Source organism: Caproicibacterium amylolyticum (assembly GCF_014467055.1).
Lineage (GTDB): Bacteria > Bacillota > Clostridia > Oscillospirales > Acutalibacteraceae > Caproicibacterium > Caproicibacterium amylolyticum.
In genome coordinates, this window is sequence record NZ_CP060696.1 from 1,491,347 (window position 1) to 1,503,587 (window position 12,241).

Annotated in this window: 10 protein-coding genes; 5 read left to right on the forward strand and 5 right to left on the reverse strand. The window is 47.7% G+C overall.

All coding sequences use genetic code 11. The features are described from left to right. Positions 1-24: 24 nt before the first annotated feature. Together ilvD and H6X83_RS07165 are read right to left on the reverse strand one after the other, a co-directional pair. Positions 25-1,674 (reverse strand): dihydroxy-acid dehydratase, encoded by a 1,650-nt coding sequence (ilvD, locus tag H6X83_RS07160; protein WP_212508431.1) that lies wholly within the window; start codon positions 1,672-1,674, stop codon positions 25-27. 404 nt (positions 1,675-2,078) lie between these two features. Continuing rightward, on the reverse strand, positions 2,079-2,915 hold the full coding sequence (locus H6X83_RS07165; RefSeq protein WP_212508432.1) for an AraC family transcriptional regulator: 837 nt from the start codon (positions 2,913-2,915) through the stop codon (positions 2,079-2,081). A 332-nt stretch (positions 2,916-3,247) separates the two neighbouring features. Here H6X83_RS07165 and H6X83_RS07170 point away from each other — a divergent pair, with 332 nt between their 5' ends. The 5 genes from H6X83_RS07170 (at position 3,248) to H6X83_RS07190 (ending at position 9,182) form a co-directional block, all read left to right on the forward strand. Next, entirely contained in the window at positions 3,248-5,434 is a 2,187-nt protein-coding gene (locus tag H6X83_RS07170) for an alpha-galactosidase (protein WP_212508433.1), read from the forward strand. A gap of 82 nt (positions 5,435-5,516) precedes the next feature. Then, a complete protein-coding gene (locus H6X83_RS07175; RefSeq protein ID WP_212508434.1) occupies positions 5,517-6,821 on the forward strand; it encodes an ABC transporter substrate-binding protein in 1,305 nt (434 codons plus the stop codon). Positions 6,822-6,867: 46 nt separating this feature from the next. Then, on the forward strand, positions 6,868-7,731 hold the full coding sequence (locus tag H6X83_RS07180; protein ID WP_343063147.1) for a carbohydrate ABC transporter permease: 864 nt from the start codon (positions 6,868-6,870) through the stop codon (positions 7,729-7,731). Beyond that, the gene (locus tag H6X83_RS07185) at positions 7,728-8,582 is read left to right on the forward strand and encodes a carbohydrate ABC transporter permease (protein WP_212505829.1); all 855 of its coding nucleotides are present in this window, start codon (positions 7,728-7,730) and stop codon (positions 8,580-8,582) included. Before H6X83_RS07180 ends, H6X83_RS07185 begins: the two co-directional genes overlap by 4 nt. A 138-nt stretch (positions 8,583-8,720) precedes the next feature. Then, positions 8,721-9,182, forward strand: coding sequence for a hypothetical protein (locus H6X83_RS07190; RefSeq protein WP_212505830.1), 462 nt, complete (start codon positions 8,721-8,723; stop codon positions 9,180-9,182). A 405-nt stretch (positions 9,183-9,587) separates the two neighbouring features. On the opposite strand, the gene spo0A is transcribed toward H6X83_RS07190, so the two are convergent. From spo0A to H6X83_RS07205, 3 genes are all read right to left on the reverse strand, one after another. Beyond that, positions 9,588-10,343 (reverse strand): sporulation transcription factor Spo0A, encoded by a 756-nt coding sequence (gene spo0A / locus H6X83_RS07195; RefSeq protein WP_212505831.1) that lies wholly within the window; start codon positions 10,341-10,343, stop codon positions 9,588-9,590. A 110-nt stretch (positions 10,344-10,453) separates the two neighbouring features. Then, positions 10,454-11,509: a SpoIVB peptidase gene (gene spoIVB / locus H6X83_RS07200; protein WP_212505832.1), complete on the reverse strand. Its 1,056-nt coding sequence runs from the start codon at positions 11,507-11,509 to the stop codon at positions 10,454-10,456. 216 nt (positions 11,510-11,725) lie between these two features. Beyond that, on the reverse strand, positions 11,726-12,106 hold the full coding sequence (locus tag H6X83_RS07205) for a hypothetical protein (protein WP_212505833.1): 381 nt from the start codon (positions 12,104-12,106) through the stop codon (positions 11,726-11,728). Positions 12,107-12,241 lie beyond the last annotated feature (135 nt).

Here is a 12,241-nt window from a genome sequence, read left to right on the forward strand (position 1 = left end):
CGGCTGAGCTTCACTTTAACCCAATTACAAAGACAGCACTGCGCCCTTGCTTCCAGAAGTTACCAGTGCCGCGTAGCGGGCAAGATAACCCGTTACATTCTGCTTCTTGGGTTCCCATGCAGCACGGCGGGCAGCAAGCTCGGTTTCCGGTAGATCGACCTTGATGGAGTGGGAGGGAATGTCAATCTCAATTATATCGCCATCGCGAATCAAGGCAATTGGGCCGCCGACCGCGGCTTCCGGAGAAATATGCCCGATAGCAGCACCACGGGTTGCACCACTGAAACGGCCGTCTGTAATCAGAGCAACACTTTCGCCAAGGCCACTGCCCATAATCGCAGAGGTCGGGTTCAGCATCTCACGCATGCCAGGGCCACCCTTCGGGCCTTCATACCGGATAACTACAACATCATTGGCATGGATCTTGCCGTCGAGGATAGCCGCCATGGCATCTTCTTCACTTTCAAAAACACGCGCGGGGCCACTGTGTTTCAGCATATTCGGTGCAACTGCACTGCGCTTTACAACACAGCCGTCCGGCGCAAGATTGCCGCGAAGAACTGCAATGCCGCCTGTTTTACTGTAAGCATTATCAATTGCACGAATCACTTCTGGATTCTTATTAATGCAGCCGTTAATATTTTCTGCAACTGACTTGCCGGTGCAGGTCAGGCAGTCTGTGTGCAGCAGACCCGCATCTGCCAGTTCCTTCATAACCGCATAAACGCCGCCTGCCTCATTAAGGTCTTCAATATAAGTATGGCCTGCGGGTGCCAGATGGCAAAGGTTCGGCGTTTTTTCGCTGATATTATTTAGAATGTCCAGATTCAGTTCCAAACCGCATTCATGTGCGATTGCCGGCAGATGCAGTGCGCTGTTAGTGCTGCAGCCAAGTGCCATATCTACTGTCAGCGCATTTTCAAAGGCATCCATTGTCATAATGTCACGCGGGCGGATATCTTGTTTAATCAGTTCCATAATCTGCATGCCTGCGTGCTTTGCCAGCTGCAGACGGGCGGAATAAACTGCAGGCACGGTACCGTTGCCCTTAAGTCCCATACCAAGTGCTTCTGTCAAACAGTTCATGCTGTTTGCAGTGTACATGCCGGAACAGGAACCGCAGGTTGGGCAGGTATTCGCCTCATATTCATCCAACACTTCTTTGCTGATTTTTCCAGCCGCATATTGCCCAACCGCTTCACTGGCACTTGAAAAACTTGTTTTGCAGCCCTGCACACGGCCGGCAAGCATTGGACCGCCGCTGACAAAAATTGCAGGAACATTTAAGCGAGCCGCAGCCATAAGCAGACCAGGAACATTTTTATCGCAGTTCGGCACAAGGACCAATGCATCCAGTGCATGTGCAATGGTCATTGCTTCCGTAGAATCGGCAATCAACTCACGGGTTACCAAACTGTACTTCATGCCGCGGTGTCCCATAGCAATGCCGTCGCAGACTGCAATGGCTGGGAAGGTAAGCGGCGTGCCGCCGGCCATGGAAACGCCGGTTTTCACAGCCTGTACAATTTTGTCAATGTTCATATGTCCCGGAACAATCTCATTGTAAGAGCTGACGATTCCCACCAATGGGCGGTCAATTTCCTCATCTGTAAGGCCTAACGCGTGAAATAATGCACGTTTCGGCACATCTTTTTTGATTGCGTCACTATTCATGTCTGTTCCCTCCATTGTAACAAGCCTGCTGAATTTATGTATATTTATTTATTATAAAGAATAACAACAGAACTGTCAAACACTTTCGTAAAAATGTCCGAAAGCAAAATCCCCTGCGGCAGAGATTAACTGCCAAAAGGACAAAACAGAAAGAAATACTGAAAATAAACTGAGCGGGCAACTGTAAAGGATATCATGTAATTAAGTTTGCAAAAAAAAGACATAGATAAAGCATTAGGGCTCCCATAAAATGAATGGTGCTTAAGAAACAAATAGTGAAAAAGAGACCTCCTGTTGTAGAAAAGGAACTACGACAGAAGGTCATATTATACCCAGAAAATATACAAAAGCAGACAAAAGGAAATAATGTTCGCTATTTTGCATATTTTGAACAGATATGAAATTCAGCCGCCTGCCGAATCCCTATACGCGGAGGGCGTCAACCCGAAATGCTCTTTAAACAACCGAAAAAAATGTGACGGATACTCAAATCCAACCATAGCTGCTACCTCATTAAAAGTCAGGTCTGTGGTACAGATTAGAATGCCTGCACAGTCCATCCGGTAATTTGTCAGGTACTGTTTTGGTGAAATATGCACTGCTTCCTCAAAAATACGATACACCTGGGAACGGTCCAGCGACAGGCAGTCCGCGATATCCGTTACTTTAATGTTCTTCATATAGTTTTGCTGAATATAGTGTGCAGCCACGGAGAAATAATCTCGTTTTCCTGCTCTTGTTTCCGATTCGGCCAACTGCATCTGCCCTTGCAGTTGGCCGAGTAAAAGCAGCAGGTAACCAGCGCTGGCCGCGCCGCTTGTCAAAAAATTTTTGCAGCACTCTATAAGATGAGCCAAACAATCCTTAAAGAAATCGTCTTTTTCGTAGTGGAAAACAAGGTTGCCACCAGTCAGCCCGGCCTGTTCCAGCAGTGTCCGTGCGGCTGCGCCATTGAAACCTACCCACCGATACGTCCACGGATCTGTATCCGAGGCTTTGTAAAACGTATTAACATTGGGCTGGATAAGAAAACCATCGCCGACTTTCAAATGATAAACCCGGTCGCGCACGTGATACTCTCCGCTGCCGGAAATAATGTAATGAATCAGGTAATGCGCTCGAGCAGAATAACCGAAGTAGTGTCCCGGTGAGCAGACCTGTTCTCCAGCATGCAGCACTTGCAGCCCCAACTGAGAGTGCCTGTCCTCTTTGATATAATAATCCTTTGGCTGTGTTTCCATGGACATTTCCCCACTTTTCTGCTTTGCGCGGCTTCATTTCTACACTTTCATGCACCATTTCTATAACAATTTCATCAAATATTTATTTTTTCCTATGCAGTCATTGTTTATAATGAATTTGTAAAAAGCAACAAATAGTTTTAATATAAAAACAATATTTTAAACATTTGCATTGAACTATTTTTGCTTTTTCCCTGTAAAACCTGGCTTTTTAGTTTACCGGAAAAAACATTCCGGACGGCCACAGCAACATGATTTTGTTTCACTTTTCTCATCATTTTTATAGTATATCAGAATGTACCGCAAAGCGCAACGAAAAGGAGGCAGCCTTAATGCCCATTTCCTACAACGAACAGGAACGTGTGTTCCACCTTGCTAACGAGCGAACTAGCTATGTACTGCAAATCACCGAAGAAGGATATCTGTTTCACAAATACTGGGGGAAAAAGTTGCGGGCATTCCACGAAAGCGCACCGCATGTCTACATGGATCGTGCTTTCTCACCGAATCCGCACGGCGAAGACCGTACTTTCTCACTTGACAACATCCCACAGGAGTATCCGTCCTTTGGCAGCGGCGATTTCCGCACACCCGCTTTCGAGGCAGTTTATTCGGACGGCTCAACCGTGACCGACTTGCGCTACCAATCACACCGTGTCCTGAAGGGTAAGCCAAAACTTGTAGGTTTGCCCGCTGCTTATGTGGAATGCAATGACGAAGCACAAACGTTGGAAATCACCCTGCATGACAGCCTTTCCGGACTGGAAGTGGTGCTGCTCTATACCATTTTTTCAGGCAATGGCGCTTTAACCAGGAGTGCCCGCTTCGTGAACGGTGGGAAGGCAGACATTCAGTTGGTCCGTGCCTTAAGTGCCAGCGTTGATTTCACCGATGACCGCTTTGACTTGCTTACACTGGACGGCGCCCATGCCAACGAGCGGAACATGAACCGACGGCCGCTTGCACCGGGTACTCAGCTGGTGGACAGTGCCCGCGGTGCCAGCAGCCATCAGCACAACCCCTTCTTTGCTCTACTTCGACCCGGTACAGGAGAAGCCTCTGGAGAGGTCTACAGCATGAATCTGGTGTACAGCGGCAACTTTCTGGCAGAAGTGCAGGTTGACCAGCTGTGTACTGCGCGCATGAACTTGGGTATCAATCCCTTCGGCTTTGGTTGGAAACTGGAACCGGGCGAAGAATTCCAGACGCCAGAAGCAATTTTGGTTTATTCGGATGAAGGACTGGACGGTATGTCACAGATTTACCATCAACTGTACCGCCGCCGGCTCTGCCGTGGAAAATACCGTGACATTGAACGCCCCATTTTGGTAAACAGCTGGGAAGCCGCCTATTTCGATTTTAACGAGCAGAGCATTCTGAAGCTTGCAAAAGAGGCCAAGGACGTGGGCATTGAACTGCTGGTACTGGATGATGGCTGGTTCGGTAAGCGTGACGACGACAATTCTTCCCTGGGAGACTGGGTGGTAAACCGAAAGAAGCTGCCGGACGGACTGAACGGACTGGGCCAGAAAATTCACAGCTTGGAACTGAAATTCGGTGTATGGTTTGAGCCGGAAATGGTCAGTGAGAACAGCAACCTTTACCGAGCACATCCTGACTGGTGTTTACATATCAAAGGACGTAACCACACTAAGGGCCGCAACCAGCTGATTCTGGATCTGTCGCGTGAAGATGTGTGCCACTTCATTCTGGACACAATGAATGAAGTCCTCTCCAGTGCACCGATTGACTACGTCAAATGGGATATGAACCGCCACATGACAGAGGTCGGTTCGGCACTGCTGCCGCCCGGCCGTCAGTGCGAAACCGCGCATCGCTATATGCTCGGTCTTTACCATGTAATGGAGGAAATTACCACCCGATTCCCAGATGTGTTGTTTGAAAGCTGCTCCGGCGGCGGCGGACGCTTCGACCCTGGCTTCCTGTACTACATGCCACAAACCTGGGCCAGCGACAACACCGACGCCGTCTGCCGCCAAAAGATTGAGTATGCCACCAGTTTAGCCTACCCAGCCATTACTGTAGGCTCTCACGTTTCCATTTCTCCTAACGAACAGGTCGGCCGCATCACACCGCTGTCAACCCGCGGATATGTGGCCATGTCCGGAAATTTCGGTTATGAGTTGGACCTCGGCAAGCTCTCAGCAGACGAAAAGAATGAAATTCGCCAGCAAGTAGCGCTCTACAAGGAACTTCGTCCTATCATTCAATTTGGCACCCATCACCGCCTGCTCAGCCCTTTCGAAGGCAACGAAACTGCGTGGCTTTTTGTGTCGCAGGACAGCAGCGATGTAGTTGCTTTTTACTTCAAAATTTTGGGCGAGCCATCGACTCCAGTACGAATTTTACGGCTGCGCGGACTGGACCCGAATGCTGAGTACCAAGAAACAGCATCCGGCAAAATTTACGGCGGCGATGAACTGATGTATGTCGGTTTAACCGTACCGATCGCGTTCGGTGACTTCACCAGCCACATGTGGCGCTTTCATTGTCTGTAAAAAGCAAATTAATTGAAAAGGTTACCCGTTATAAATCCGCGAAAAAGGTTCGCGGAATGAAACAAATTATGGGAGGTTGGCAATGAAAAAGTATTTCAAACGCGCCCTTTCCCTGCTGCTCATCGTCGGCATGGCAATCAGTGTATGTGCTGTAGCCACCGGCTGTGAAAGTACAAATGGAAAAGTAACCATTGAACTTTTTGAGTACAAGCGGGAAGCAGTGGCGACTTTTGAAAAAATGGCCGCTGCTTTTAACAAGGAAAATCCAGGCATCAACTTGATCGTCTCGTCTCCTAACGACGCCATGACGGTTCTGAAGACCAGGCTCATCAAGAACGACACGCCAGACATCATTGGCATCGGCGGTGACATTAACTATTCCAATCTATTGGATGCCGACATGCTGGAAGACGTCAGTGACTATCAGGGGCTGAAAAACATCAAGTCCGTCTACAAAGAGATGGACAAGAACCTGGAACTGGTACCGAAAACCGGCACCTATGCCATACCTTACGCAGCGAATGCTTCCGGCATCCTTTACAACCGGAAAATCTTTAAGCAGAACGGCTGGAGTATTCCTACAACTTGGGAAGAAATGATGGCCCTGTGCAAAAAAATGCAGGATGCAAACATTACCCCATTCTACTTCGCCCTCAAGGATTCTTGGACAGCACTGGCTCCTTGGAATGCGATTGCTGTTGACCTGGTGCAGCCGAACATCACCCAGCAGGTCAATCTGGGCAACACCACCTTTAGCAAAGCTTACAGTGAAGTAGCAGAGAAAGAAAAGGTTCTGCTGCAGTATGGCCAAAAGGATGTCTTCGCCTATGGTTATAATGATGCCTGCACTGCTTTTGCAAAAGGTCAGTCTGCTATGATGCCAATTGGCAGTTATGCAGTGCCGCAGATTAAAACCGTAAACCCCAACATGGATATTGATTCCTTTGTGCTGCCCGCCAGCAGCGACGCTTCCAAAAACAAGCTGAATTCTGGCAATGACCTGCAGTTCAGCATTATGAAGGGCACTAAAGACAAAGCAGCCTGCTACCGCGTACTGGACTTCATGCTGACGGATAAAAACGTGCAGAGCTATGTAAATGACCAGAGTGCTGTGCCCTGTAAATCCGGGAACTTTACACTGCCGTCTATGCTGGACGGCATGAAGCCCTACATTCAGCAGGGAAAGATGGCGGATTATCAGGATCATCACTATCCAGCGGAAATGTCTGTGGATGCACTGATTCAGACTTATCTGTTGGGACAAAGCAAGACCGATTTTCTAAATGCTTTCGACACTAATTGGAAACGCTACAATCGTGATACCATTGCCAAGCTGAAGAAATATGAAGCCGAACATGGCTCTGCTTCCTTCAGCTCGAAGTCCTGAGAAAGGGGTACTGGGTGTAATGAATCGTCAAGCAACTAAACAGCCGATGAGCAGTCGGGAAAAATCTTTTCTAGCCATTTTGATGCCCATAATGGCGCTGTTCTTCCTTTTTAATACGCTGCCGCTCATACAGGGCTTTTTGTACAGCTTTACAAACTTCCGCGGCTTTGGCACTTACGACTGGATCGGCCTGCGCAACTACGCTGATCTATTTCAGGACAGCCGTGTGGGAAACTCCTACCGCTTTACTTTCCTGTTTGCAGTGGTTTCCACCGTACTGGTAAATGTACTGAGTCTGGTGCTTGCCTTGGGACTGAATGCAAAAATTTCTGCCAAATCTGCTTTGCGCGGTATCTACTTTATTCCGAACGTATTGGGCGGACTGGTGGTTGGCTATATATTCAGTTTCTTTTTCACCTACATTTTGCCTGCCTTTGGCACAGCCATCGGCCTCTCTGACCTCAGCTCCAGTTGGCTTGCACGCACCGACCGCGCATGGCTGGCTGTGGTGGTGGTAGCTGCATGGCAGTCAATCGCCATGAACACACTCATTTACATTTCCGGACTGCAGACCGTTCCGCTGGATGTGTATGAAGCTGGTGCCATTGACGGCGCGACTGGCTGGCGGCGCTTCCGCCACCTGACCCTGCCACTGATTATGCCGTTCATCACCATCAACATGGTTCTATGCATGAAAAATTCTCTCATGGTCTTTGACCAAATCATGGCTTTAACACAGGGAGGCCCCGCTCAGAGCACCGAATCGATTTCCTACCTCATCTACAGCAATGGCATGGGCGGTGGGCAATTCGGCTACCAAAGTGCTAATGCAGTTTTATTCTTCGTTGTCATTGTCGTCATTTCCGTTTTCCAAATGAAATTTCTGGGAAGCAAGGAGGAACAGCTATGAATTCGAAATCAACCTTCAAAATCGGCGGGTCCAAAAATGTGCCGATTACAGTTCTGCTTCTGATTGGCTGTCTTACTGTTTTCTTCCCGCTTTACATGACGGTTATCATTGCTTTCAAAAGACCTACTGAAATGACCAATGATATTTTTGGTGCACTGAAGCCACCGGCACAATGGAGCCTGGAAAACTTTTCGCAGGCCATGCAGATCACAGACTTCTGGCATTCGCTGTTGAACTCTCTGGTCATTACACTGTGCACCGTGGCATTGTGTGTGCTTATCCATCCACTGGCCGCCTATGCAATTGGCCGTAACATGAAGCGCCGCAAGCTATACAAATATGCTTATCTGTACCTGGTCAGCGGCATGTTTGTACCCTTTGCCATCCTGATGATGCCGGAGGCCAAGCAGACTGCCCTGCTGCACCTGGCAAACTGGGGCGGTGTCATTGTGCTTTACGTTGTCTTTTATCTGCCTATGAACCTGATGCTCTACACCGGTTACCTCAAAAATGTTCCCCTGTCGCTGGATGAAGCCGCCTATGTGGATGGTGCCAGTGTTTGGGCAGCTTACTGGCACATCATTTTTCCAAACATGAAACCAATGCACGCCACCGTAGCCGTGCTGGCCGCACTTGGTGCTTGGAATGACGTTATGACGCCATTGATTTTAATGGGCGGCAGCGGCAGCAACACATTGCCGCTGGCACAACTCAATTTTCAAAGCCAGTTTAGTACCAACTATAACCTCGCTTTCGCTTCCTATCTGCTGGCACTTATTCCGATTCTTATCTTTTACCTCATTTGCCAGAAACAGATTATCAATGGTGTTATTAACGGTGCCATTAAATAAGCCTGTCGCTCAAAAGTCATCTTTTTGCCTACAGAAAAGGGCCTGTAAACGCCGCGGAAAATTTTCCGCACGGTACAGGTCCTTTTCTGTTCTTTATACTTTTGCCACCCACATACTCTGCATAGAAGGTCAGTTTTGTTGTTTAAAAAATATGGGTTCCGCGCCGCCAGTGCTATCTTTGGTATTCTGCTGGTGGGCCTTGGTGTGGGACTGTTCCGCATGGCCGTTTCAGGTTGTGACCCCTTTACCACTATGAATCTTGGCATCAGTGGCCTGCTTGGACTGCAGTTCGGCACACTGCAACTTGGCGTCAGTGGCCTGCTTGGACTGCAGTTCGGCACACTGCAACTTGGCGTCAGCGTGGTACTTTTGCTGTTAATAGTGGTGTTTCGCCGCGGGTACGGCTTTCAATATGGTCTGTGTAGGCTACATTGCCGATTTCACTATGTTGCTGTTCCACTCTGCGGATACTGCGGAACCTGTCCTGTTGACACGCGCCGCGCTGTTTGCACGTCATGCCGCCCAGCAGCATACGAGGTAACTAGCGTGTATCAGCAGACGGAATTTCGTTCCACGTACTCCCTCTGCAGCTGCTTTTGAAAGAAATCGTCTATCAAGAGCATCTGGTCCTCTTGTGGACAAAGGATTTTAACCGCACTCAAAAACAGGCGATGCCAGTTTCTCCATTTTACGAGTGGAAACACCCTGCGCAAAGACTTCCTGAACAACTTAAATGAGTGCTGTTTCGCTGTACATGCGTTAGGTTTTGCCATTTGCAATAGTTCAGGAAATCGTCAATGTCATAATTGTATTGTTCCATAAAGGAAAAACTCCTTTGCTTTATTAGGTGTTGTTCGTACCCAATAAATCAAAGGAGTTTTATCGGCATGGAGAGAAAAAATTTATTGTAATGAGATTTTATTTCACAATGATTTTCATTTTTTTATCGCTACGGAATGATTCTTATTTTCGCCGAAAATCTGCATGGTTAAGCCATTCCTTCGTTTATCCTGCGGTTTTCATGTGGAGGCGCAAACGGTCGGAAATCATTGCAATAAATTCGCTGTTTGTAGGTTTGCCACGGGTATTATGAATCGTGTAGCCAAAGTAGGAATTCAGTATGTCCACATCTCCGCGGTCCCACGCAACCTCAATGGCATGGCGGATTGCACGCTCCACTCTGGAAGGTGTTGTGTCATACTTTTTCGCTACACCCGGGTAAAGCTGCTTTGTAACAGCATTAATAATGTCCGGGTCTTCAATCGCCATCAAAATGGAATCCCGCAAATAATGATACCCTTTGATATGTGCAGGTACTCCGATTTGATGCAGAATTTCTGTTACCTGTACTTCCAGTGTTTCTTGGCAGGGCACTGACGGGTTGTCCATAGCCAGTAGCTGGCGGATACGTTTTGCAAGTTGTGCCGTTTCATAAGGCTGCACTGCAAGGTAGCACGCTCCAGAAGAAAGTACCTCACGCTCAAGCGTAGGACTTGTAAAGTTGCTTTCCACAACAAACGTGGGAAGTTTCACGGTATGGTGTTCCTGCAAAGCATTCAACACACCAACCGCGTCAAGCCCCGGCATAAAAATGGGAGCCAGCACTGCATCCGGTCGCTGGGATTCAACTGCTTCCAGCAGACATCCGCCGTCTTTTGCCGTGTAAATAACCGTAAAGCCGTTCTCTTCAAAGATTTGGTTGTTTTCGCGCTGATATTCCGGGCTGTCGTTCGCAATCATGAGTTTTATAGTGTTCTCCATATTTAGTCCCCCTAAGATTTTTTACACCATTATATTACCATAAACTGGAAAAGATGGCAATACTTTTATTGAATTTTTTTGATTTAGGGGCAAAATTTTGAGAACATTAATTATGCTGCCGCTTTTTGTGCAGTACTTGCTTCACCTGCCAGCATGTGTTCTGCCAGAATTCCGTAACCTCTTGTAGGGTCATTTACAAAGACATGTGTAACTGCGCCAACTAGCTTTCCATTTTGCAAAATAGGGCTTCCGCTCATTCCCTGCACGATTCCGCCTGTTTTATTAAGCAGTTGTTTATCTGTAATATGCAGAATCATATTTTTGCTCTGCGCTGCGCGTGTGTTCAATAGCTCAATTTCCGCACTGAATTTTTGAGGGCCACTGGAATCTATTGTACAGAGAATCTCTACAGGGCCGGTCTTTACTTGGTCAGATGGGCAAACTGGAATTGCTTCGCCATCCGGGGCGTGGTTCATTTTTCCAAAAACGCCCTGTACGCTGTTTGCATAAAGCGTTCCACTCGGGATATCAGACGAAAAGTATCCCTGCAGTTCGCCTGGAATGCCCTGAACACCTTTTTGAACACCGGAAATGATGACTGGAACAATATCACCGCATCCGAATGGCATGATTTCATTGGTATCGGGATCTGTAATTCCGTGCCCAAGACCTGCAAACATTTCATTGCGCGGGTCATAATAAGTCAGCGTACCTACTCCAGCAGCACTGTCACGTACCCACAGTCCGGCACGGTAACATCCTGTGCTTTGCACTGGGGAAAGCTTAGCTGCTACTTTTTGCCCGCTTCTGTCAATTTCCAAATTTAGAGACCGCCCGCTGCAGTTTAGCACTGCCTTTGAAAGCTGTTCATTACTGGTGACTTGTTGCCCATCTATCGACAGAATTACGTCGCCTGTACGCACATCTGCTTCCTTCGCCGGATTTACCGTACCCCCACTTGTTTCTAAGTCTGCGGTACCTACCACAACGACTCCGTTGGTGAACAGTTTGATGCCAAAGGGCAGGCCGCACGGGATGAGCATCACTGGACTAGACGTGCTGACTGGCTGTACCACAGGCTCCGCTGCACCTGCAGATATTCCGCCCAAAAACATCGCTGCTGCCAAAGCCACCGCTGTTTGTTTGAAAATTGAACGATTTTTCATAAGCGCACCTCCTCGCCGCTTCGTTAACTTTCCACGGTGAGGTGCGTTTTAAATTGGGAATTCTATAGTACTACGGCACTATCTGGCTAGGATAAAAACGTAGTGCCGCAGTGGATGCGGTTCAGAAAATTCAGGTACTCTATTTTCAAATAACTACATAAAAAAAGCCCTGTATATTCAGACAGATCTTTCCTTATCATTCCGTTATTTTCCTTTTTATCTGACAATAACGCCATTCTGATGGCTGCGTTCAGAGCCAAGAGCAATTGGTAAACTCTGCTGATTACTGTGGCGGATATAGAAAAAAACAGCAACTCCAGAAAGTACCGCACTGAGCAGCACCAGCAAAAAGCCAAATCCGCCTGCCGTTTGCTCACGCATCGTGTTTGCTGTGACTGTTCCCGCTGCCTGCGCTGCCGGTACAGACGCTGAAAAGGTCTGCTTTGACAAATCTGCTGACGCTGTTTTTGGTAAATATGAAGCAGTTTCACTTTCGGCAGCGGCAGCTCCTGCTTTAAAACTGAAAGCTGAAAACAGAAAAACGAAAAAAAGCAGCGCAGTCAGCAACACTGGCAACAGTCCTCTTCGTTTCTTCAAAGGCAATTCCCCCTTTGCAAAAATCGAAAGCCATCTATTGGTAACATATTTGTTTCCAATAGTAACAAACTAGTTACAGCTTAACACAGAAACACAAAAGATGCAAGCAGAAGCGATAAACTACTCCGCAAAAGT